This window comes from Mycolicibacterium llatzerense (genome assembly GCF_000878195.1).
GTDB lineage: Bacteria > Actinomycetota > Actinomycetes > Mycobacteriales > Mycobacteriaceae > Mycobacterium > Mycobacterium llatzerense.
Genome location: NZ_JXST01000028.1, coordinates 1 through 21,584, shown reverse-complemented (window position 1 = coordinate 21,584; position 21,584 = coordinate 1). Strand labels below are relative to the sequence as shown.

The 21,584-nt window shown below is 64.1% G+C and carries 24 protein-coding genes; 9 read left to right on the top strand and 15 right to left on the bottom strand.

From position 1 onward, the window contains the following. The first annotated feature begins 43 nt into the window (after window positions 1–43). Entirely contained in the window at window positions 44–640 is a 597-nt protein-coding gene (locus TL10_RS19110) for a TetR/AcrR family transcriptional regulator (protein WP_043396503.1), read from the top strand. On the opposite strand, the gene TL10_RS19105 is transcribed toward TL10_RS19110, so the two are convergent. Next, window positions 637–1,128, bottom strand: a complete 492-nt coding sequence (locus TL10_RS19105) for a hypothetical protein (RefSeq protein WP_081936695.1) — start codon at window positions 1,126–1,128, stop codon at window positions 637–639. The two genes, TL10_RS19110 and TL10_RS19105, sit on opposite strands and share 4 nt — an antisense overlap. 504 nt (window positions 1,129–1,632) lie before the next feature. Between TL10_RS19105 and TL10_RS19100 the strand changes: the two genes are divergently transcribed. Continuing rightward, window positions 1,633–2,046, top strand: coding sequence for a hypothetical protein (locus tag TL10_RS19100; protein WP_051954891.1), 414 nt, complete (start codon window positions 1,633–1,635; stop codon window positions 2,044–2,046). Between the two features lie 300 nt (window positions 2,047–2,346). On the opposite strand, the gene TL10_RS19095 is transcribed toward TL10_RS19100, so the two are convergent. Then, window positions 2,347–3,267, bottom strand: coding sequence for an MBL fold metallo-hydrolase (locus tag TL10_RS19095; RefSeq protein WP_043986854.1), 921 nt, complete (start codon window positions 3,265–3,267; stop codon window positions 2,347–2,349). Window positions 3,268–3,415: 148 nt separating this feature from the next. Here TL10_RS19095 and TL10_RS19090 point away from each other — a divergent pair, with 148 nt between their 5' ends. Continuing rightward, window positions 3,416–3,646, top strand: coding sequence for a hypothetical protein (locus TL10_RS19090; protein ID WP_043396208.1), 231 nt, complete (start codon window positions 3,416–3,418; stop codon window positions 3,644–3,646). A 433-nt stretch (window positions 3,647–4,079) separates the two neighbouring features. Here TL10_RS19090 and TL10_RS31740 read toward each other — a convergent pair whose 3' ends face one another. Beyond that, the gene (locus TL10_RS31740) at window positions 4,080–4,355 is read right to left on the bottom strand and encodes a hypothetical protein (RefSeq protein ID WP_231575589.1); all 276 of its coding nucleotides are present in this window, start codon (window positions 4,353–4,355) and stop codon (window positions 4,080–4,082) included. A gap of 618 nt (window positions 4,356–4,973) precedes the next feature. Here TL10_RS31740 and TL10_RS19080 point away from each other — a divergent pair. Next, window positions 4,974–5,210: a hypothetical protein gene (locus TL10_RS19080; RefSeq protein WP_231575588.1), complete on the top strand. Its 237-nt coding sequence runs from the start codon at window positions 4,974–4,976 to the stop codon at window positions 5,208–5,210. Between the two features lie 14 nt (window positions 5,211–5,224). On the opposite strand, the gene TL10_RS19075 is transcribed toward TL10_RS19080, so the two are convergent. Further along, window positions 5,225–5,545, bottom strand: a complete 321-nt coding sequence (locus TL10_RS19075) for a GYD domain-containing protein (protein WP_043396202.1) — start codon at window positions 5,543–5,545, stop codon at window positions 5,225–5,227. Window positions 5,546–5,976: 431 nt separating this feature from the next. Here TL10_RS19075 and TL10_RS31280 point away from each other — a divergent pair, with 431 nt between their 5' ends. Continuing rightward, window positions 5,977–6,114, top strand: a complete 138-nt coding sequence (locus TL10_RS31280; RefSeq protein WP_156127197.1) for a hypothetical protein — start codon at window positions 5,977–5,979, stop codon at window positions 6,112–6,114. Between the two features lie 211 nt (window positions 6,115–6,325). On the opposite strand, the gene TL10_RS19070 is transcribed toward TL10_RS31280, so the two are convergent. The 11 genes from TL10_RS19070 to TL10_RS19020 all read right to left on the bottom strand — a co-directional run bounded on the left by TL10_RS19070 (window position 6,326) and on the right by TL10_RS19020 (window position 16,757). Then, window positions 6,326–7,000 (bottom strand): GNAT family N-acetyltransferase, encoded by a 675-nt coding sequence (locus tag TL10_RS19070; RefSeq protein WP_043396199.1) that lies wholly within the window; start codon window positions 6,998–7,000, stop codon window positions 6,326–6,328. A gap of 198 nt (window positions 7,001–7,198) precedes the next feature. Next, window positions 7,199–8,464 (bottom strand): serine hydrolase, encoded by a 1,266-nt coding sequence (locus tag TL10_RS19065; protein WP_043986907.1) that lies wholly within the window; start codon window positions 8,462–8,464, stop codon window positions 7,199–7,201. 29 nt (window positions 8,465–8,493) lie between these two features. Continuing rightward, on the bottom strand, window positions 8,494–8,952 hold the full coding sequence (locus tag TL10_RS19060; protein ID WP_043986906.1) for a pyridoxamine 5'-phosphate oxidase family protein: 459 nt from the start codon (window positions 8,950–8,952) through the stop codon (window positions 8,494–8,496). Continuing rightward, window positions 8,949–9,704, bottom strand: a complete 756-nt coding sequence (locus TL10_RS19055) for an enoyl-CoA hydratase-related protein (protein ID WP_043986904.1) — start codon at window positions 9,702–9,704, stop codon at window positions 8,949–8,951. The genes TL10_RS19060 and TL10_RS19055 overlap by 4 nt, the downstream gene beginning before the upstream one ends. Window positions 9,705–9,799: 95 nt before the next feature. After that, on the bottom strand, window positions 9,800–10,786 hold the full coding sequence (locus TL10_RS19050; RefSeq protein ID WP_043986853.1) for an alpha/beta fold hydrolase: 987 nt from the start codon (window positions 10,784–10,786) through the stop codon (window positions 9,800–9,802). A gap of 55 nt (window positions 10,787–10,841) precedes the next feature. Beyond that, window positions 10,842–11,474, bottom strand: coding sequence for a TetR/AcrR family transcriptional regulator (locus TL10_RS19045; RefSeq protein ID WP_043986852.1), 633 nt, complete (start codon window positions 11,472–11,474; stop codon window positions 10,842–10,844). Further along, window positions 11,471–13,225, bottom strand: coding sequence for an N-acyl-D-amino-acid deacylase family protein (locus TL10_RS19040; protein ID WP_043986851.1), 1,755 nt, complete (start codon window positions 13,223–13,225; stop codon window positions 11,471–11,473). Before TL10_RS19040 ends, TL10_RS19045 begins: the two co-directional genes overlap by 4 nt. Before the next feature lie 434 nt (window positions 13,226–13,659). Beyond that, a complete protein-coding gene (locus tag TL10_RS19035; RefSeq protein WP_110789139.1) occupies window positions 13,660–13,977 on the bottom strand; it encodes a MarR family winged helix-turn-helix transcriptional regulator in 318 nt (105 codons plus the stop codon). Between the two features lie 104 nt (window positions 13,978–14,081). Further along, complete coding sequence (locus TL10_RS19030) at window positions 14,082–14,429, bottom strand: DoxX family protein (RefSeq protein ID WP_131630767.1); 348 nt, start codon at window positions 14,427–14,429, stop codon at window positions 14,082–14,084. Window positions 14,430–14,571: 142 nt separating this feature from the next. After that, on the bottom strand, window positions 14,572–15,966 hold the full coding sequence (locus TL10_RS19025; RefSeq protein ID WP_043986850.1) for an amidohydrolase family protein: 1,395 nt from the start codon (window positions 15,964–15,966) through the stop codon (window positions 14,572–14,574). A gap of 179 nt (window positions 15,967–16,145) precedes the next feature. Further along, complete coding sequence (locus tag TL10_RS19020; protein ID WP_043396491.1) at window positions 16,146–16,757, bottom strand: TetR/AcrR family transcriptional regulator; 612 nt, start codon at window positions 16,755–16,757, stop codon at window positions 16,146–16,148. Between TL10_RS19020 and TL10_RS19015 the strand changes: the two genes are divergently transcribed. The 4 genes from TL10_RS19015 to TL10_RS19000 all read left to right on the top strand — a co-directional run bounded on the left by TL10_RS19015 (window position 16,732) and on the right by TL10_RS19000 (window position 21,370). Further along, window positions 16,732–17,724, top strand: a complete 993-nt coding sequence (locus TL10_RS19015) for an alpha/beta fold hydrolase (RefSeq protein WP_231575585.1) — start codon at window positions 16,732–16,734, stop codon at window positions 17,722–17,724. The two genes, TL10_RS19020 and TL10_RS19015, sit on opposite strands and share 26 nt — an antisense overlap. 77 nt (window positions 17,725–17,801) lie before the next feature. Next, window positions 17,802–18,602: an alpha/beta fold hydrolase gene (locus TL10_RS19010; protein WP_231575584.1), complete on the top strand. Its 801-nt coding sequence runs from the start codon at window positions 17,802–17,804 to the stop codon at window positions 18,600–18,602. Between the two features lie 3 nt (window positions 18,603–18,605). Next, the gene (locus TL10_RS19005; protein WP_043986849.1) at window positions 18,606–20,177 is read left to right on the top strand and encodes an FAD-dependent monooxygenase; all 1,572 of its coding nucleotides are present in this window, start codon (window positions 18,606–18,608) and stop codon (window positions 20,175–20,177) included. Then, complete coding sequence (locus TL10_RS19000) at window positions 20,174–21,370, top strand: MFS transporter (protein WP_043986848.1); 1,197 nt, start codon at window positions 20,174–20,176, stop codon at window positions 21,368–21,370. Before TL10_RS19005 ends, TL10_RS19000 begins: the two co-directional genes overlap by 4 nt. Window positions 21,371–21,584 lie beyond the last annotated feature (214 nt).

The following is a 21,584-nucleotide window of genomic DNA, read 5'->3' as shown; positions in this document are numbered from 1 at the left end:
ACTCTGGTATTCCATCTGTGCGAGGCCGGGAAGGGGTGTGGCGATGTCGGACGACATGTGCGACACCGTCGGCTGCCCATGGAGTGAGCGGGAAGCTGAACTTCTGGCGATCACATTGGAGCTGTTGCAGGAGCACGGCTACGACCGGCTGAGCGTGGAAGCGGTGGCGACCAGGGCCAAGGCCAGCAAGGCGACGATGTACCGGCGCTGGCCGTCGAAGGCGGATCTGGTGCTGGCCGCTTTCATTGAGGGCACACGCAGTTCCGCAGTGCCGCCCCATACGGGCTCGCTCCGTGGAGACCTCCTGGAGATCGGCCGGTCCGTCTGCGTACAGGCGCATGAGCACACCAGGACCATGCGGGCTGTGCTGAACGAGATGTCACACAGCCCTGGCCTGCAGGCGGTGATGCAGGAGAAGTTCATTTTTCACCGCAAGTTGGTAATCGACGGCGTCCTCGCCGCGGCCGTCGAACGCGGCGAAATCGATTCCGCGGCTATCGATGAGGAGATCTTCGATCTGCTGCCGGGGTACCTGGTGTTCCGGGCGCTGGTCTCCGATCGGCCACCGACCGAGGACACGGTGCGGACCTTGGTCGACGACGTGTTGCTGCCCAGCCTCACACGTCACCGCGAACGTTAGGCCGGCGCAAGAGCCTGCCGCACGGGGCTCGGCGGCAGCTCGGTCATCTGTTCGGCAATCGTTGCCATGCAATCGAATTGGCAGCTGTCGACCTGCCCGAGGAGTTCTTCACGAAGGGTGGGGCTCAGCGTCATGAGTGCGGTGGTGAGGTCACGCACGCTCTCGTCATGGCCGAGCTGGAGCCAGTCCAGCTCGACGTCGAGCGCACGCGCATAACTGGTGTTGGTGTCGAAGTACTCAACTTTGACACCGAAAAACTCGGCCAGCATCTCCGCGGTGCGCGGGGACGGGCATGTGCGGGTACCGGAGCGGAGTTGCGAAAGGTATGGGGCCGATAGCCGGTACCCGCGATGCTCGAGGGCTTCGGTTACCTCGAAGCTGCGGTACGGCCCGCGTCCGGGCGGCCGGATGGCGACGAACAGTCGGTTGAGTCGTTCTGCGAAGGAAGCTTCGTCCACAGAATACTGGCGACGTTTCTTGCTGGCCATGCGATTCCCCCTTTGAATCTTATTGCGGTGCAGATACTTACGGCGAGCCAGTTGATGCCGGTGCGCGTGTGGCGCCGAAGTGACCTCATGATGACCGCCCGGGGGTGCGGCACCTGGGCAAGCTGCCGCACGATGGTGTGCGGACCCGCGCCCGTCGCAGGAACGTTAGCTGAAATCTCCGTGAATGCAATGACAGCTAATGTTCGTGAACAGTTGACGCGCCGGTAAGTTCATGGAATTCTCGTGGTATCAGTTGAGTGCCAGTAAAGCCGGGGGGCTTGGGGCCGGTCTTCTCAAGGGGGATGCAGTGTTTCGTGTTCTGCCGCGGGTATCGCGGTGTCTCGTGTCGACTTTCCGGTTGCTCGCATTGCCGTAACGGCGATTGTGTGCGTGCCACGTCTGGTGGCCGCTGGTTTGCGAGATTCGCGGGTTTGACCGCGCGCTGTGGGCACTCTGCTGCTTCACGGCGTCGCGGAAACGCCGCTGCACGATATGGAGACTTGAATGAATTCCGTTGGACGGCAGGACTGTTCCCAGCACAACCACGGAGAGTGGGACGACGTCACGGACACGGAGGCGTTGTTTCGCGGCTCTCAGCTGCTGAAGCACTCGCGCTCCGCAGCACGCAACTCCGCGTACATCCCAGGCATGATCTGTCAGCCGCCGCGTCCAGTCCGGGTGGCGTACTGGTGGGCCAACGCACTCCAAGCGCAAGGCTGGCGATTGCGTGCGCTGGGGGAGCAGCTCGCCGGCGGTGGGTTCATCGCGGAGATCGGGGTAGTGGGCGATGAATCGGTGTGGGTGGTCTTTCCTCGCAATATGCCCGACGACGGCACCGAGGCGTCAGCGTTGGCCAATTGCTTTCAGTGGCTGACCTTCGACCAACGGAACTACCTCCGTCGGCTCCTCGCCGCCTGATCATTTCGTCGAGGCCGCAGGCTTGCGGTTCCAGCACCCAATCTTCAACCGGTCATGCATGTTTCAGCTGGCGCCGGTCTGCCTGGCGCATCCGCAGCGGGATCGATCCGCGATGTGTCCTACATCACTCAAATGGGACGTTCGGTTCGAGTCCTGAATCACGACTACCCATATGTTGAAAGGGGAGCGGTGGCAACCAGCGCACAGGCCCATGTGGAGTCGTCGGGCAAAGAAGTCAGCCCGTACAGGGATCGTAGTTGGTGAGCTCACCGGGCCGGCTACGAACGTTGATCGTCTCCGTCAGCAAACTTGGAGAGCATCCGCATAGTTTTGCCACTGGAAGCTGACGCCGTCGCGGCGGACGTATAAAGGGCCGTGCGCAGGGAAGTGGGCCGTCACGAGGCCGAGTCCTTGACTGGCGCTGCGTTCGAGAATGGCACGACGAGTGTTGATGGCCTGCAGGGGATCTCGATCGGCAAAGAACGCCAGGTCGGGGTACAGCGCTTGAACGGGATGGTGCAAGGCGTCGCCGATGATGATCAGCCCCCCACCGGGACTGTTGATCTCGACAGCAAGATGTCCGGGCGTGTGTCCGGCCGCGCCGACCGCCGAGATCCGCGTGTGCCCGCTCGCGTGTAGGACATCGCCGGCGGCGACGCCGCGGTATGCACCGCTGTCCAGAATGGGCAACACGCTGTCTTGGTAAACCCATCCGGCGTCGTTTCGCCACTGCCCGACCGGGTCTGACTCCCATTGTGCGTGAAGGTATTCGAGCTCGACGTCGTGAAACAGATAGCTGGCATTGGGGAAGGTCGGTGCCCAAGCGCCATCGACTATACGAGTGTTCCATCCGCAATGGTCCAGATGAAGGTGGGTGTTGATGACGATGTCGACATCGGCCGGCTCGAATCCCGCCCGCGAAAGTCGGTTCAGATAGTCGGTGTCGAGCATGTGCAGATCCGCGAAGTGCGGACGGTTCTTATGATTCCCCGAGCAGGTGTCGACGACGATGACCGTGCCGTCGATCTCGATGACGTAGTTGTGAATCGCGAACAGCATCGTGCCGCCGTCATCGGTGATTGCCGACGGTGCGAACAGCTGCTGCGCTGCATCCAACTGGGACTCGCTCATGGTGGGATACCAGAGCCGAGGCACGATAGGCCAGACATCCAACTCGGTGAGCTGCGTGACCGTCGCGTTGCCAACAGAAAACGTGTGCACGGGGATACCCAACGCAGTTAAAGCCGCATCTGTTCCAGCTCCTCAAACCTGGGATGTCAACCGGATCGCGACGTTTCGAAGAACCCACGGCAGGGAATAACTTCATCAGCTGATGCACTCGACGCGTCACTCAGTGTGAGGATTTGAGATGGTTCACGAATTGGTCATCGCCCTACAGAGTCAGCCCGAGGCAGCCGGCTTCATCCTGCGGGGCATCAAAGGAATCTTTGTCGCGATCGGTAGCGTCATTGCCGCGATAATCTGTGCCGTGATCGCCGGCACGAAGGGCAGAAACCCCTTGGGCTGGGGACTTCTCGGGCTGTTCTTCTCGATCCTGACGCTGATCGTGGTGATCGTGATCCCGTCGAAGAAATCTTGACGCCTCGGCGTCGGCGGGATGACTCACCGCTGGCGGCCGACTACGTGTGGGGTCGTCAGCTAGGAGAGTAGACGATCAGCCCATGAGAGCTGCGGCGCTTGCGATGACCCGCCGTGGCTCGGACGGGTCATCGCGCGCGATCAGCGGCGCCGCCCCGGCATTCCGAGCCAGGGCATCATGGGCTGGTTGGCCGGCGGGGCGACCGTACCTGGACGGGCCTTGATCGACGTACTGCCGTTCGTCGAACAGATTGTTTTGGCGAAGGTGTCCTGGCACGTCGGCCGCGCGTTGGCTACGGGCGCTGAAATACCCGCCGCCGCAGCCAAACTCACCATCAGCAGTGCCGCCTTGCGTCGACCTGGCATGTGTCCGTTCCCCTCGGTCGCGTTACCAACATGGATGTGCGCGGTACGCGCTGGCATGCGCTCGCTCATCAGGGGCAGGCCGATACGACAATGCTGGTGGGGTCGTCGCCAAACGGCGTGCCGGCCGCCGCCGCGCGGTTGTAGGCGTCGTCCCGGGCGGCCTCGATGGTGACGCCGGCACCGCCACTGACGACATGGCTGACGCCGTCGCCCACAGACACGACGCACAGGCGGTCGTTGGTCACCTCATCGCTGGTGCACTCAACCCCACCAGCGGCAGTGCATGCCGCGATGACTGCGGCCGAGGCTTCCTCGTTGGTGTTACCGGTTGCGGTGAAACCCACCAGGGCACCTTGGAATTCACCCGTGCCGACTGCCACCGAAACGTCGTCTGCGTCTTGCACGAAACCGGGCGGACCCCCTGCCCAAGCTGTAGCTGCCGCGCCGCCCGCCAAGACAACGCCTGCAGCCACGATCGCCGAAACCAAACGGCTGTTCGCCATACCGATCCTCCCAGTCGTGTAATTCAGCGGCAGTCTATCTACTGTTTCCCCACAATTAACGGAAACTTGAATATTTGTCGGGGGTCGACGGCGTCGAGCGTCGTCGGCTCCGTGTGCTGCTGCGGGCTCGCAAGGTGATCGAAATAGGTTGCTCAACAGGAGTATTCATTCGCAATGCACTGCATCTGGGTTGCATGCGTGACGCCTGACTACTTGCTCCACGTCGTGAAAGCTGCCCTACGGGGCGGCGGCGCCACCAGGCTGTCTATGAATTCACTTAACGTTCCGTTCATCTGACGTACATCGCGCATACACTCATAATTAACGACAGGGTAAATCAATGGTGGCGCGGGGGAGCCGGGCCGTCAGAGGGGGAGTGAGATGCGGATTTCATCGCGACATACGAGGCCCATCGGTTTGACCACGCTGTTGGCGGCCGCGGCAATCGGGGAATCGCCGTTGGCCGCGGCGGATCCGACGCCGGGCAGTCAACCCGCCGATCAGATCATCCACGAATTGAGTACCGATGGATACACCGTGTCGATCAATTGGATCAGCGGCCTCAGCTCGTTGCCGCTGAACCGATGTCAGGTGAATGCGATTCACAATCCGAACCGCGGGGTGCCGCCCCTGCCGAAGACATCGGTGACGGTCTATGTGGACGTGGCCTGTCCGGACGATGGCTCGAACTCCTGAACGATCTCGAGGAGTTATTGGCCCGGCGCGCGGTATTCCGTATCACGCCGGACCGCCTCATCGATCTGTTCGGGTGTCAACAGTTCGATTGACTCCGAACGTGCGTATCCGGATGCGGCGGTCCGGAGCGCCAATGTCGCCGCAGCCATCTCGTCAGGTACGGAGCCGATGACGTACAGCTGGTGAGTACCAAGCGCGAAGTCGCAGGACTCTATTGTTCCGCCGACGCTCTCGACCATCGCGACGATCGCCGCGCGCCGCGCCGACCCTCCTTCGGCCAAGACTCCGCGTGCTCCTTCGGTGGTGTACTGGACTTTCCATAGGTAACGCGGCATGGTCTGCTCCCTTGGTAGGCCGGGCTGTCCAGGTTGATCGTGTCATCGTTTCGGCCCGCAATCGGGCGAAATCGTATGCTCACAACAGAAGCTACGAGTCGCTGACATCAGATTGATCGAATCCAGAACCGGGGCAGCGAGCCGCTCGTCACCGATGATGGTGACGCCGCAATCGCGCCAAGGCCGGCGGGTCGTCGCCCAAATCGGGAACTCTTCGGACCTGCCTAAGTATGGTTACGCCGCGCGGGGAATCGTCGACCAGACCGGTGAGCGATCAGAGAGTTTGGGCTGGCCGAATAACGGGTATCCGCTGCCACGATGCCGCCGGACGAAAGTGATCGCACCATGCCTACCAACCCGAATCCGCAATTCCCAGTTCGGCTGACCGTATGCGTCGGCGCGGTGGTGCTGGTCGCGTCCAGCCTCGCCGCGTGTGGCGACAAGACCTCGAACGACAAGCCGACGACGACATCGGTCACCACGACGACGTCGACCAGCGAAACATCCACGACCACAGTCACTCCGACGTCAAGCGCGCCGACGGTGGACACGTCGGCGCCGGTCACTGAATCGCCTGCGCCGCAGACGCCCGCGCCGGAGACGGGCGGGCCAATGGTCCCGGCGCCACCGGCGATTCCCGCTCCGCCCGCCATCCCGGCGCCGCCTGCCATTCCCTCGCCGCCTCCGATCCCGGCGATTCCGGCAATTCCGTCGCCGCCACCGATCCCTATGCCGTGACATCGGATCCGCATGCGGGGCTTCGCATTCAGCGGCCCAGAGTCAGGGAATTCGGACGATCTCGAGCGGGACCGAACGCGTCAGCTTGAATCCCATGTCCGTGTACAGCTTTTGAGCTGGGTTGTCGTCGGACGTATGTAGGAACGGAGTTTCGCCGCGGTCCCGGATTCCTTGCGCGACCGCACGGATCAGGCGGGATGCCAGGCCCTGTCCGCGGGCTTCGGGAGCGGTGCATACGGCGCTGATTTCGGTGTATCCGGTCGGCCGCATCCGCTCGCCGGCCATCGCAACGAGTGAGCCGTTGCCATCACGGATACCGAGGTAGGTGCCGAGTTCGATGGTCCGAGGCAGGAATGGTCCCGGTTTGGTCCGCTCGACGAGAGCGGACATCTCGGGTACGTCGGCCGCAGTGAGCGGTATTGCGGCCGGTTCGGGCGCGGTTTCGACGGCACTGCCCTCATATTGGACCAAGCCAAATGTCTGGACGACGGACCACGCCGCGGGCAGTGGGGTGGCGCGGTCGCGAAGTACCGCGATCCGGCTGGGACCGGACAGGCGCGCGACGTGACCGTAGTCTTCGTCCGTCAGCTCGCGCGGGTGGCCATAGAACACCGAGACGTCTGGGCGATACCGCCGGATTCGTCCGCTGACCTCACGGAACCGGATGTGTGGGCCGTCGAGTGCAGCGTTGACGGGGTCGGCGAGGACATCGGTCACGCCTTGATGATCCCAGACCACGAGAAGGCGAAAGATTGCGATAGGCAGGTGAAAGCAGTCCCAGTATTGTTCTGGGGCGGCTTTCGTTGATCCGTGCAAGCTTTCCCGGTGTCGTGGCGGTCATTGGTCAACGACTGGTGGTGTCAGGCTGATATGCGCGGGTTGGTTACCGCAGGACGTCGGCCGGTCCGGCACCGATCAAGTTTGGATCTTGGGGATCTGTGAAGCGATCGTTGAGAGCAGTCTCGGGAACCGTCCGACCTCTGGATAGACGAGGGGTTTGCCCGAGGTGATGAGTCCGGCGCTGATGCCGCGTTCAGGGTCTGCCCAGCCGAGGTTGTTAGTCAGCCCGATCGTCCCAAAAGCGAGATCGGTGTCTAGGCCGAACAGGCTCAACCGCTTTGCGCCGAGCATGTAGCCGTAGCCGTAGCGGACGGGCCAGCCGCACATGATGGGGTCCGGCTGGAGACGCGACTGTGGAATCAGAGCGTGGCGGATGGTGTGGGGCTGCATCACCCGGACTCCGTCCAATTCGCCTCCTGCGCGGAGGATCTCGTAGAAGCGTGAGAGCTCGTTGGCCGTGCCGACCGTGTTGGTGCCGGCCAGCACGGTGGTGAGATAGATGGGCGAGTTGAGCATCTCGACAAGTTCGTCGAGGGTGACAGCGTAGATCCACTTGGAGAGCAAATCGAGTGAGGGCAAGAGCGGGAGGCCGGTGGGATAGCAGGGTGCGACTAGCGGGAGGTCACTGCTCGTCACTCCGTAGTTGGTCCACCGGAAACCGAGCGGATCGAGGATCGTTTCGGCCAGCACCTCGCGGATGGTCCTGCCGGTCGCGGCATGGACGACTTCGGCCAGCAGGAAACCGAAGGTGAGCGCGTGGTATGCGGTGACGCTGCCTGGGGGCGAGACCGGCCTCATGTCGCCGAGCCGCGCCAGCCGATGGTCGCGGTCGCCCAGGAGCTCCGGGTTGAGCAGCCCAGCCGGAAGGTGGGGTAGGCCGGCTCGGTGGGCCAGCACGTGCGCAATTGTGATGCGGTGCTTGCCGTTGCGGCCGAAGCCGGGAAGGTACTCCGCGACGGGGTCGCTGAGGTCGAGTATTCCGCGCTCGCAAAGCAAATGGATGACGGTCGCGGTGATGCCCTTGGACGCGGAGTAGATGCAGAACGGTGTGTTCGGAGTCGCGAGGACCTTCTTCGAATCTCGGTTGTCGAGCGGCCCGTTGCCCCAGCCGTGCCCGATGGTGCGGTCGAGAACGACCACGCCGTTGCGGCGGATGCACAGCTGGATCGCGGGATGCACTCCGGCGCGGTAGAGGTCTTGGGCCGCGGCCCAGATGGTGGCGACCTGGTCAGTTTCGAGTCCACCGTCGGAGGCGCTCTCTTCGCCGATGGTGGTGATGGCGTCCAGGTCCTGCGGCACGTGGATGCGGCGGAAGGGATTGAAGGGCGGGCGTGCGAACATCCCGGTCACTGTGATCGATCGTGCCATCTTCATCCGCCGAGCTTTCGGAAGTCCCAGCTGCGGATGGTCTCTGGCCGGATCCGGAGCCAGGCGTGCTGCCCGTCATACGGCAGGGTGTCCAGGCCGACGTACTTGGTAGCAAATAGGTCCTCGGGAGTCTTCAGGGCCGGCTCGGGCTGACCGGTCCGTGGAACCTCGCCAACGACTTCGGCATCGCCGACGAGCTCGACGCCGCGCAGTTCCAGGTAGTCGTGACCGGTGTCGACCACAACCGCGATGCGCGGCTGCCTGGTGATGTCGGCCCACCGCTGGCTACGCGTCAGGGAGTACAGCCACAGGCACTCGTTGTCCCAGACGAACCACAGCGGAGTTGCGTGCGGACCGGACGGACCGTTGGTTGCCACCCGACAGACGCGCTGGTCGGCCAAGAAAGCGTCACGCTCGTGGTCTTCCATGGCGATGCGGCGGCCACGCCGCTGAGTACTCATCGACCGCTCCACTCGGGTGCACGTTTCTCCGCGAACGCGAGGAGACCCTCGTGGATGTCCTCAGACGCCAGCACGGCGGCGAAGGCCCGCTCGGTGGCCCGCCACCCGAGCTCGTCATCCGGCGCATGCAGCTGTTCGACGGCATGGAGGGTTTCGCTGACCGAAACCGGGGCATTGCAACAGATCCGGCCCGCCAAAGCGATCGCCGCCTCGAGTGCATCCCCCGGTTCGGTGAGGACGTTGACCAGGCCGAGCGCATGGGCCCGCTCGGCGGTCAGGGGGTCGCCGGTGAGCAGCAGTTCCGCGGCCACGTTGCGGGGCAGCGCCCGGGCGGTGCGGAACAGCGCTCCGCAGGTGGCGATGACGCCGCGCTGGACCTCGGGCAGGCTGAAGCGAGCCCGACTCGAGGCCACCACGAGGTCACAGGCCAGGACCAGTTCGAACCCGCCGCCGTACGCCGGTGCATCGACCGCGGCGATCACCGGCTTGGCGCGACGACGGCGGATCAGCCCGTACTCCCCGCCCCGCTCCGTCGGAGTGCCGGAACCGGCCTTGAGGTCGGTCCCGGCACTAAACGCCGCACCGGTGCCAGCCAGAATCCCGACCCGAAGTTCCGGATCGTCGTCCAGCAGGTTGAAAGCGGCGTCCAGGCCGGCGGTCATGTCCGCGTCGATGGCGTTGCGCCGGGCTTCGCGGCGCATGGTGATGATCAGTGTCTGTCCGTCGCGGTCAAGGTCGACCAGGTGTGGCATCGTCTCTTCCCTTTCGTACATGGCGGTTGAAGTCCCACGGTCGAGGCCACCGGTCGCGCAGGTGAGGGGGACGCGGGTACCCCGGAGGTCGACAGTCATGGCTGCTTATCGTTCTTTCTCAGGTCGGCGGGTGAAAGGAACTCGCGGATGAGATCAACGACGCGGTCGGGCGCCTCGATCATCGGCGAGTGCCCCACGTGTTCGAGGACCGTGGTCGTGATCGTTCGCACTGCCCGGTAGCGCGCCAGTGCGGCGTCCACGTTGTAGAAGCGGTCTTCCCGGCCGAAGATGACGAGCGCCGGCAATGCCAGATTCTCTAGCCGTACGTCCAGACCAAGCTGTTTGGTCCAAACCTTGCGCAGCTTCATGGATTGGGTGAAGGCGGGGTGGTTCAGGCTGCGGGCGTCGTCGAGCCCCTGGCTGGGGTTGCGAAAGGCTGTGGCCATGTCGAAGCCCGGCGAGAATGCTCGCCGGACGACACGGTTGGTGACGAATGCGGGACCATGTTGCTGCAGGATTGGGCCGATCCACGGGGTGTGTATCGCCCACTCGCCTGGTGGTAGCGTTCCGGTGCTCGTGTCGGGCCCTTCCCCCATCAGCACGAGGTGGGTGATGCGGGTGCTGTGCTCTGCGGTGGCCACGCCGAAGAGGCTGCCCATGGAGTGCCCAACAATCGCGACCTCGCTCAGGTCCAACTCGCTCAGAAGACGCGCATAGAGCCGACCTTGGCTGTCGGGGTCGTAGCCGGATGTAGGTCGTGCAGAACCACCGTGCCCGAGTAGGTCGATCCGGATGATCCGGAATTCCGGTAGGCGAGCAACGATCTGATCGAACCATGCCGTGGAGGCACCGAAGCCGTGCAGCATCAGGAGTGCGGGTCCGTCGTCGGGGCCGTCCGCTCGGACGTGCAGGTCGACGCCACCGACCGTCATGACCGTGCCCGCGCCGCCTGTCGCCGGTTCGGAGCTGGTGCGGCCGGCCAGGTGGCGAATCGGGCTGCCGACGCGCCACCGCCTAGTTGACGATGTGTTCTTAGTGGTCACGCGCTTCTCCTCGGACGGGCATTCACGTCGCGGCTGCATGGCTACCGCCTGTCTCTCTCGCTGTCCTGTATCCGCCCTTCGTGGTGGCGGGTCGTCACCCGGTGGTCTTGGATTGGATACCGAGCAGGCGGACAAGGACGGTCCCGATGGTGTCGGCTGGAACGCTGCCCGGATCGGCGAGCTCTTCGATGGCAAGGCCGTTGTTCAGCGCCAGCATGGTGAACATGAGGGTGCGCGAGGAGATGGCTGCGTCTGCGCCCCAGCCGGCGAGCGCTTCGTCGGCCAACTCGGTCAGTTGTCGGTGGTAGTTGCGGCGTTTCTCGACCCATCGCTCGCGGAGCTGGGCGTCGCGGATGGCACGAAGCCAGAACTCGGTGAACAGCAGCTGCCATTCGCGGTTGTGCTGCATCGCGGCGGTGAGCTGCTGGCCGGCCGCGTGTGCTGTTGCCTCGTTGACGACTGTGAGGTTGGCCTGGCCGAGGATTGCTCGTACCGCTGCGATGCGGCCTGTCACCTCCCGGTCGAAGAGCTCGAAGAACAGGTCGTCCTTGCTCGCGAAGTTGGAGTACAGCGCGCCGGTGGTGAATCCGGCGGTGGCCGCGACCTGTTGCATGGTGGCTCCGGCGAAGCCGCGTTCGGCGAACACCGTGGAGGCCGCGCGTAGGAGCCGGTCGCGGACCTCGGCGCGGGGTGTCCGCCGGGTGACGGAGGCTGGGCCCGAAATCACGACGATGCCTTTCCTGCGCGAAGGAAAGACCCGTACCTTCGCGTCGTGCCGAACCCGTCGGTGAAGCGTCCGTAGCGGTAGACAACGTGGCCGCCCACGATGGTCGCGGCCACTGCGTGGTCGTTGCGGTTTACCATTCGCGAAATGCCTCCGAGCTCGGCGAGGTTGGCTTCTGCGTAGTCGGCCGAGGCTTCCGAAAGCCCGGCAGGGTCGATGACGACGATGTCGGCGCGGTCGCCGAGCAGGAGAGTGCCGGCGTCCAGGCCATACCAGTCGCCGAGTTCGCCGGTGAGCCGGTGCACGGCACGTTCGAGACTGAGGAACTCGTGGTCCGCCTCGGCAGATTCCTTGACCCGCCTGAGCAGCCGAAGACCGGCGTTGTAGAACGCCATGTTGCGCAGGTGAGCGCCGGAGTCGGCGAAACCCATCTGAATCTGAGGGTTGTCCGCAATTTTGTCGAGCACACCGGGCCGGTGATTGGCGATCGTGGTGCGCCAGCGCAAATCAGCGCCATGGGCAACCACCAGGTCAAGGAAGGCATCAGCGGGATGGATGCACCGCTCCTGGGCGACGTGACCGAACGACTTGCCGATCAACTCAGCATCAGGACAGCTGACGATGTCGGCGTCGAACAGGTCACGGTGCCACAGCTTCGGGCCGAACTTGTGCTCGATGTCCTTGCGGAACTGGCGGCGGTAGGCCTCGGAGTCCACGAGTTCGCCGCGCTTGACCGCATCGCGCACGTTGAGAGCCGCGGCGCCCGAGCCGAACTCCTCGAAAACGACCAGATCGATGTCATCGGCGTACACCTCGAAGGGCACCGGCAGATGCTGCCAGCGCAAGTCCGACGCGATCACGCGGTTCAGCAACGCCGTCGCCCTGGTCATCAACCAGATCAGCCTCGGGTTGGCCTTGAGATCTGCCGCGGCGAGCATCGTGGTTTTCAAGGGCGCTCGGCCTCGACCGGCGCTCTGAGCAAAGAAGTTGCTGATCTCGGCCATGCGGGCAGCGTTAGGTGTGCACTGGTGCACGCGCCAGCGGTCGCGGAGCACGCGATTCAGTGCGCGGTACTCTCGCCAAGAGGCGTAGGTAGAGGGCAGTTGGCGTGCTGGGTAGCGCACGCCGTCGAGCTTCGTGAACGAACTTCTCACGGTCGACATTCCCACGAACCCGGCGTCGAGCGCGTCGGTCAGCATTGCGCACATCCGGCTCAGCTCCGGGGGAGTTGGGCGTTCGTCTGGATCGGTGGCCCGCTCCAGACCCATTACCGCCGCGCGGATGTCGGAGTGGCCGATGAACGCTGCGACGTTGGGCCCCAGCGGGCGAGACTCGATTGCTTCGACGTAGCCGTGTGGATCTGTCCAGGTCTGGCGTTCTTTGACCGCTGTATGGACAGCGTCCCACGGCAGGGCTTCTACGCGGGAGAACAGGTCCGCACAGTCGTCTGGCGACGAGTACACGGTGGAAAGGGAGCAGTTCCCGAAGACCACGGTCGTGACGCCGTGTCGTACCGATTCCGAGAGCCCGGGGGCAACCAATACCTCAGCGTCGTAATGCGTGTGGACATCGATTAGGCCCGGCATCACCCACTGGTCGGCAGCGTCGACGACCACCGCCCCCTCAGTCGCCAAAGGTTCCGCGCTGATCGCCGCCACCCGCCCCGCGCGTACTCCTACGTCGCGAATCGCGGGTTGAGCACCAGTTCCGTCGAAGAAGTATCCGCCCCGGATCACCAGATCGAAACCATCCACAGCGGTGCCTCTCAAGTTCGATAACTGTCATTATTCGATAATGAACGTTATCCAAAGACAATTGTGCCGTCAAGAAGGGCCGCTGGCTATGCCTTCCGGCGGGTACTCGCCCCGGGCGGTGGCGCCTGCAGACGAAGGGGCGAGAGCGAATCGCGGCAAGCGATCCATCACGCCAGCGGTCGCAGTTGGGCGGAGCCACGGCGACGATCTATGACGCCGGCCGCTGGTATGGCACCGACGGATTGCGCGGGCGGGGAACTGATCTACTCGACGGCTGCGGCCCTGGGTCACCTACGGGAGCTTGTGGCAAAGCAGGCAAGAAGCAGCGCCTGGCAGGTCACTGACCGGCGGTCGCGCTAGCATTTATGAAGGTTGAAACCAGCTGCACCCCAACATTATTCGTCACTGCGACAGATAATCCTGGGGTGCGAAGGCTATGTGGCCTCGTCTTCGGTGGGGGAGTTGTAGTTGGTGGCCAGGTGCTGCAGGATTCGTTCGTTGAGGGTGGCGAGCAGCTCGAGCTCAGCTGGGGTGAGTAGATCGATGAAGTTTCGGCGGACGTCCGCCACGTGCTCGGGCGCCGCCTTCTCGATGGCGGCGCGGCCGGTCGGGAGCAGGCAGACCAGGGTGCTGCGGGCGTCGGCGGGGTTGGGCTCGCGGCCGATCATCCCGTCGTTCTGCATACGGCGCAATTGGTGGGACAGGCGGCTCTTCTCCCAGCCCAGTGCATTGCGCAGCTCGTAGGAAGACATTCGGTCCCCGGGTGGGAAGGATGTTGCGGTCGTCAGGTGGGGTGAATGCCTTGGAAGTCAGCGGCAGAGAGTTCATTTAGTTCGTCTCAATTGCCCTGGAAAACTTACAGATTCGTGGTGCTCGCGATGTCAGCTGCCAACACAAAGATGGCGACGGCGATCGCAGCGGTCACAACAGCCGGAACCATTGCCACGGTCTTGTCTTGTGCCTTGATGTGGTAACGGACAGCGCCGCACATGAGGAGGCACACCGCAGCACCGGTCACGACGGATAGCGTTGGGAACGCGATTCCGAGCAATAGGCCTACGGCGGCGGCCAGCTGGGAGATTCCGATCATCCGGTCCAAATCAACACTCACGCCCAGATGCTCGGCACTGTCGCGAACGGTGCTGATTTGCAGAACCTTTGGCGTTCCGATGGCGGCCATCTCCAGCGCCAACACGATGGACACAACGATGAATGCGGTATGCACGACACTCCGATCTTTGTGTGGCAATCAGTTCGAGGGGCAGGCGTTCATGGCGGTGGATGAAGGAAGCTGATCGCGGACCACGGCGGAAACCCTCGGACGCGGAACACCGCTGCGGCTGTTGTTAACCGGCCGAGCGGGTTTGGCGACGAAGGTGCCGGCGCACGACCGTTCGCACGACGCGCCGTCGCGTACGGGCCAGCGGGCCGGACGCGCGGATCTTGTGGGCGAAGCGTTCTCCCGACTGCTGTAGCCGGTCTTTGACATCGTCGACGTCCGCATCGACCAGGGTATGGTGGCGCTTGCGCCATCGCCCGGCGATCATGACCGCTTCGATATTGGCGATGCTGGCCTGCAGCGCCGCGGTGACCGGGTCATGGGCTGGCCAAAGGTTCAGTGCTCGGGCGTCGATGACGACGATATCGGCTTGCATCCCGGGGGAGAGGTAGCCCACCTTGTCGGCCAGGCCGAGGGCGCGCGCGCCGTGGACAGTTGCCCACGACAGCGCCTGCTTGCTGGTGAGCCCTGCGGTGGGCGCACCCATGCCGGTGCGGTGGAACTCCTGCTCATGGGCCAGGCCTCGTTGGCGGGCCAGGGTGATGCGGGCGGCGGTGAGAACTTCACCGGATACCGCCGTTTCCGTGTCGGTGCCGAGTGACGGCGCCCCGCCGGCACGGACCAGTTGTTCGGTGATTGCCGTGCAATGTCCTTGACCCAGTTCGTTTTCCGGTGTGGTCGTGAAGGTGACTCCGGCGTCGGCGAGTTTCTTGACCAATTCGTCGGTGAGCCCGGTGCCGTGCACGATGTTGGCGTGTGGACCCCATAGGCCAGCAGCGCCGACGGCATTCCAGCCGTGTCCGGGCGTTCCGGCGCTCTGGTGCATCGATGCGATCACGCCGCGTTCGAGGGCGGCCCGGAGGTCGGCGATCGTCACGTCGGGAGCTGACAGTTGCGGGCCCTTGATCGCCATTCCCGCGGTAAGTAGCGCGCTGTTGGCGATGGGACCGCTAAGGAGTCGGTCGACCTCGAACACGTCATGGGGTTTGGTGGGGCCGCCATGGGGTGTGCCGTGAAAGAAGACTGCGCGGATGCCGGCGACGTTCAGTGCGTCGATGGCGGCGTCGGCATGCGCTGGCGTCAGGCAGTTGTGACACCAGTCGGCAATAGTGGTTGTGCCGCAATTGATTTGGTTCAGTGCACCGGCCAGCGTCCCGATTTGCATATCGTCGGGGCCGTATCTGCGCGCGACGTGACCGTGCGTGTGCGCCAGGTACTCCAGCAGCGACCAGTCTCCGCCGGCAAACCGTAGCGCGGTCTGCCACGTGTGCAGGTGGGCGTTGACGAGTCCGGGTATGACGATGCGGTTCTTGAGGTCGACAACATCGGCGCCGGCCGGATCGAGGTGGTCGCCCATCGCCGCGATGCGATCGTCCTCGACGAGGATGTCGATGCGTTCAGTGTCGGGGCGATCTGGCGCCATGGTGATCACCTGAGCACCGCGTAGCAATATCCGGCTCACCGTTGTCTCCGATTCTCAATTGGGAGGCTCGCCGTAGGCTGCGCCCTCACGGAGTAGGCGACTGTGGGCAGCTCGACGCTCTGTTAATGGTTACACCGTATCCATTAACATGGCCGGGTGTCAATCACCACTCCGGTTGACGGCAACGTGGCGTCGGAGTCGGGACGGCTATCGGTTGATCAGCCGTCGGCGAGCAGCTGCGTCAGGCCGTTGAGGATCAATTCCAGCCCGAGGCTGAACTCGCGGTCCAGTCCGACTGGCAGATGGGCGGCCACCGCCACGGTGGCGGGGTAGGACTGTGGATCCTGGGCGCGCCAGGTTTCGGGGAGCTCGGCGTCGTCATCGGTCGGGTGCTCGCCGAGTTGGATGGCGAATCCGAGGACGAAACGCGCCACTGTGGCATATGCGTGTGCGGCCAGCTCGGGATCGAAACCTGCATCCAGAAATACGGCGATCATCACTTCGCGCTGTCGCATTGCGTTGGGTCCCATCGGGATTCGCTCGGCTAGCAACGGCGCCACGTGTGGGTGCGTGCGGAAGACTTCGAACAGCGTGCGTGCGCCCGATTCCACGGCCTGCCGCCACGGCATCTCGCGTGCCGCGGCCGCATCGATATCGGCTTCACCGAGTACGGCGTCGATGACATGGGCGATCAGTTGCGTGCGTGATCTGAAATGCCGGTACAGAGTGGCAGTGCCCGAATCCAACCGCTGGGCCAGTGTCCGCATGGACAGCGCCTCGGCCCCATCCTCGTCGAGGATCGCGGTGGCCGCGTCGATGATGCGTTCCACCGGCACGGCGGGGCGCCCTCGCGACCGTTGGGTCGATCGCTGTGCGGGTTTCGAAGTCGAGGTCACCGTCTCAGTATCACTGACTCTTGACACGGGGCATAATTATGGCAACACTGTATCCATTATGAATCTTCGCGATATCGATGTTCACTCGAACTCGCAGTTCGCCACAGTCGATGGCATGCGGGTCCACTACCGACGGTCGGGCAAAGGCCCGACGGTGGTGCTCCTGCACGGGAGTGCGTCGTCGCTGTACGGGGTGGAGGCCGTCGCTCAACGGCTATGGCCATCCTTCGACGTGATCCGCCTGGATCTGCCTGGTTTCGGCGTAACGGGACCGCGGCCCGACCGCGACTACCGCGTCACCACTTACGCCGGGACGCTCGCACGCTTCTTGGACGCCATCGGCGTCGGGCGATGCGCCGTCGTGGGTAATTCGTTGGGCGGCAACATCGCCTGGAACCTCGCGCTCGATCACCCCGAGCACCTGCAGTTGACCGGTTTGGTGTTGATCAATGCCACCGGGTACCCCGACAAAGAACTGCCGGCCGGGATGCGGCTTGCACGCAACCCCGTCATCGGCCAGGTGCTGCGGCGATTCATGCCGCGGCGCGCTGTCGAACGCAGCCTGCGCCAGGCCGTCGGGCCGAACTCCGACATTGTCGATGCCGCGATGGTGGATCGTGCGCACCGGTTGTGGAACCGGCCCGGTAACCGGTCGGCGTTCGTGGATTTCCTCACCACCGACCAGCCGGATCGCAGCGGCGAGATTCCGCATATCAGCCTGCCGACCCTGGTGCTGCGCAGCGCGGAGATGGATGGCCAACACTTCACCCGCGACATCGCCGGCAGTGTCGAAAAAGTTCATCCTGACGGGGGACACCTGCTCCCCGAAGAGGACGCTGCTTGGGTAGCGGACGCGGTCACCGAGTTTCTGCACTCCCGTGCAGTGAGGAACGCCCGATGAAGTACTTCGTCGCACGTGGAGAAGACCGCCGACTGGACGCCGCCACGCGGGGTCGTCTTCGCGGTAGTTACATTCAATTGAGCGATGGTGTAACGCATTACGAGCTGGCTGGGCCTGTCGGCGGCGATGTCGTCGTGCTGACCGGCGGGCTGACCATTCCGTTGTTCTACTGGGACGAATTGGCTGCCGAGCTACATGCCCGCGGACTGCGCACTCTGGCCTACAGCGGTTACGGCCGCGGCTACTCCGACCGCGTCGTCGCGCGCTACGACGAGGCCCTGTTCGTCCGCCAGCTTCGCGAGCTCATCGAGCACCTCGACCTACCCGCCTCCTGCCACGTGGTGGGCACGTCGATGGGTGCACTGGTCGCCATGGCGTACGTGGGCCAGCACGTCGACAGCGCCGCCACTCTGACGCTGGTGGGCCCTGCCGGGCTGAGCCGTCGACCCGTCGCGCAGAAACTGTTGCTGGGCAACGACATCGCGGCCGGCGTCGTCGCCAAGCGGTTCGGGCGACGCTTCCTCGAACAGCATCTGGGACACAATGTGGCAGACGCCAACCGCGCCGCCGCACTGGCGGCGATGATCGGCGACGCCTCACGATACGAAGGTTCGATCTACGCTTTTTTCGAGACGCTGCAACACTTCCCGTTGTTCGACCGCGCCGAGCTCTACCGGCGCACCGGCACACTTGGCCTGCCCACACAACTGATCTGGGGCCGTGAGGACCACGTCACCCCGATCAGCAGCCTGGACCAGGTGCGCGAACTGCTAGAGCCCAGCCAATGCCACGTCATCGATGACTGCGGCCACATGGCTCCGTTCGAACGTCCCCTCGTCGTCGCCGACCAATTGGCGACCTTCTACAGATCGGCTTGACCCATGACAACAACGAGCACCACAGACGTCTTGATCATCGGCGCGGGACCCGCAGGCACCGCGCTGGCGATCGACCTCACGCGCCGCGGCGTGGCAGTACGCCTCGTCGACAAGGCGTCACATGCCTTCGATGGCTCGCGCGCCAAAGGCATCCAGCCCCGCACCCTCGAGGTTCTCGATGATCTGGGTGCATTACCCGACATCCTCGACCAGGGTGCCCTCTACCCACCGATGGGAATCCATCTCGGTCCGATCACCATCCCTTTCACGATGATGGCCAAGGGGAAGCGCGGTCCCGATATCCCATACCCCGATACCTGGCTCATCCCGCAGCACCGCACCGACCGCGCGTTGCATGCTCGGTTCGAATCCCTCGGCAGACGAGTCGATTTCAGCACGGAGCTGGTCGACTTTACCGACCACGGCACCCATGTCACCGCACGCGTCACGACCGCTGATGGTGGCGAGGACATCACCGCGCAATACCTTGTCGGCGCCGACGGCGGTGCCAGCCGGGTCCGCAAGGTCCTCGGCGTCGAGTTCAGCGGCTCCACCGACGAGGCCGACCGCATCCTCATCGTCGATGCCGCCGTCTCGGGTGGATTGTCGCGCAAGTATTGGCACGTCTGGCCCGGTATCAAGGGCCGCTTTGTGGGCGCCTGCCCGCTGCCGCACAGCGACACATTCCAGTGGATGATCCGACTTTCGCCCGACGAACAACCGCCGCAAGACCTGGCTCAGATCAACGCGCGTATCCAAGCCCACACCCACAACAAACGCCTCGTGCTGCGAGACATCCAGTGGCAGTCAGTTTTTCGACCCAACATCAGGCTGGCTCAGAACTACCGCCGCGGCCGCGTGTTGCTCGCCGGTGACGCCGCACATGTGCACACACCCGCTGGCGCCCAGGGCCTCAACACCGGGATCGGCGACGCCTACAACCTGAGCTGGAAGCTCGGCCAAGTCCTGGCGGGAGCAGACGATCGACTCCTCGACACCTATGAAGAGGAACGTCAACCGATCGCTGCCGGTGTGCTCGGGCTATCCACCAAGAAATACGAAGGGATCGCCAAGCTCGACCCCTCGAGCATCCGGCGCGGCAAGGACGAAAAACAACTCGCTCTCACGTACCACGGCGGGCCACTGGCGCCGCTGGCGGCCGACCGCACCGCAACGCTGCGCGTCGGTGACCGCGCGCCGGACGCCGACCTCGTTACCGCGGACGGCCGCCGCGCGCGGCTCTTTGACGCTTACCGCGGACCGCATTTCACTGCGCTGACGTACGGACGACACGCCGCCGACGCGTTGACGGCACTCGACTGGCCCGCCGAGGGTGCGCGACTCAACCGCATCGTCATCGACACCGAAGGACGCGGCGGCCCTGACGGCGCATTCACTGACCCGACCGGAGAATTCGCCAGGATCTACGGCTTGACCCGAGACACGCTGGTGCTCATTCGACCCGACGGCTACATCGGCCACATCGCCATCCACAACATCGCTGAAACAACCAGCGCCGCTGCGCGATCCATGGCGCCCTACATCGTGCCATCAGCACCATCGAAGCGGTCATGATCGTCAGCACCGAGGCACTTACGTCGGGCAGTCAAAGCCCAAGGCTCAGTGGCGGTGTGGCCACCGCGCTGCTGGCATACGCGTTCGCCGTCATCATGGCCGGCACCACATTGCCCACCCCGATGTATGCCCTCTACGCCACCACCTTCGGTTTCACCGTCCTCACCACCACGATGATCTACGCGGCCTACGCCGGTGGGGTACTGGCGGCGCTGGTGTTCTTCGGACGCTGGTCCGACGCGATCGGTCGACGCCCGGTTCTGCTGGGCGGCGTCGTCGCCGCGGTCGCCAGTGGCACGATGTTCCTGCTCGCCGACACAGTCCCCGCTCTGGTGGTTGCACGCATGCTGTCCGGGCTGTCGGCAGGTGTATTCACCGGCACCGCGACCGTAGCGATCATCGAAGCCGCACCGCCGAAATGGCGCACCAGGGCCGCCGCGACCGCGACCATCGCCAACATAGGTGGCCTGGGTGCCGGGTCGCTGCTGGCCGGTGTTCTCGTCCAGTACTGCCCAGCACCGCTGCAGCTGGCCTTCGCGATGCACGTCGTGTTGGCGGTAGCGGCCGGGCTTGCCGTCGTCCGCGTGCCAGAAACATCGGCCAAGACCGGACAGCTCGGCATGCAGCGGCTGCGACTTCCTGTCCAAGTGCGTGCCACGTTCGCCCTGGCGGCGATTGGGACGTTCGCGGGATTTGCGTGCATGGGGCTGTTCGCTGCGCTGGCACCGTCATTCCTTTCCACCATGATCGGCATCGACAACCACGCCGCAGCCGGTGCGATTGCCAGCTGCGCCTTCCTCGCCTCAGCAGTGGCCCAGATAGCGGCTAACCGGATACAGCCCCGACGCGCGATGGCATTGGGCTGCGCAACACTGGTGATCGGGATGATCGCCTTGACGGCGGCACTGGTCACCACTTCACTCGTCGGCCTCGTCGTCGCCGCCATCATTTCCGGTGCGGGACAAGGCATCAGCTTCAGCCGCGGCCTGGCCGCCGTCACCGAGGACACGCCAGCCGATCGGCGCGCCGAAGTCAGCTCAGCACTGTTCGTGGTGGCTTACATCGCCATCTCCGTGCCGGTCATCGGCGACGGCCTGATCGCCGACCACTGGGGGCTACGCAGCGCCGGCATCGGCTTCGCCATCGCCGTCGGCGTGCTCGCCGCCGGCTGCCTCATTGTCCGTTCTCATTGAATCTGGGGCACATTTACTAGTCTGACCTGCATTGCCCCAGATTGGATGAGAATTTCGATCGCGACGTTTCTCATTGAATCTGGGGCAACCCTGCTTCCGCGCCCGGCTGCGAGCGCAGCAGGGTAGCCGGAATGGTCTCCTGTCGATTCCGTTGGCTCGGGTACGTCTTCGGTATAACTACTGTGATCGTGTCTCTCGTGACACACGATCATGA

Bases quoted from the DNA above. Each gene is read 5' to 3' on its own strand.
- TL10_RS19105 (WP_081936695.1), bottom strand. From the start codon at position 1,128: ATGGCCAGCAAGAAACGTCGCCAGTATTCTGTGGACGAAGCTTCCTTC.
- TL10_RS19065 (WP_043986907.1), bottom strand. From the start codon at position 8,464: ATGTTCGCACGCCCGCCCTTCAATCCCTTCCGCCGCATCCACGTGCCG.
- TL10_RS19000 (WP_043986848.1), top strand. From the start codon at position 20,174: ATGATCGTCAGCACCGAGGCACTTACGTCGGGCAGTCAAAGCCCAAGG.
- TL10_RS19100 (WP_051954891.1), top strand. From the start codon at position 1,633: ATGAATTCCGTTGGACGGCAGGACTGTTCCCAGCACAACCACGGAGAG.
- TL10_RS19090 (WP_043396208.1), top strand. From the start codon at position 3,416: ATGGTTCACGAATTGGTCATCGCCCTACAGAGTCAGCCCGAGGCAGCC.
- TL10_RS19075 (WP_043396202.1), bottom strand. From the start codon at position 5,545: ATGCCGCGTTACCTATGGAAAGTCCAGTACACCACCGAAGGAGCACGC.
- TL10_RS19060 (WP_043986906.1), bottom strand. From the start codon at position 8,952: ATGAGTACTCAGCGGCGTGGCCGCCGCATCGCCATGGAAGACCACGAG.
- TL10_RS19055 (WP_043986904.1), bottom strand. From the start codon at position 9,704: ATGCCACACCTGGTCGACCTTGACCGCGACGGACAGACACTGATCATC.
- TL10_RS19035 (WP_110789139.1), bottom strand. From the start codon at position 13,977: ATGTCTTCCTACGAGCTGCGCAATGCACTGGGCTGGGAGAAGAGCCGC.
- TL10_RS19005 (WP_043986849.1), top strand. From the start codon at position 18,606: ATGACAACAACGAGCACCACAGACGTCTTGATCATCGGCGCGGGACCC.
- TL10_RS19110 (WP_043396503.1), top strand. From the start codon at position 44: ATGTCGGACGACATGTGCGACACCGTCGGCTGCCCATGGAGTGAGCGG.
- TL10_RS19050 (WP_043986853.1), bottom strand. From the start codon at position 10,786: ATGCAGCCGCGACGTGAATGCCCGTCCGAGGAGAAGCGCGTGACCACT.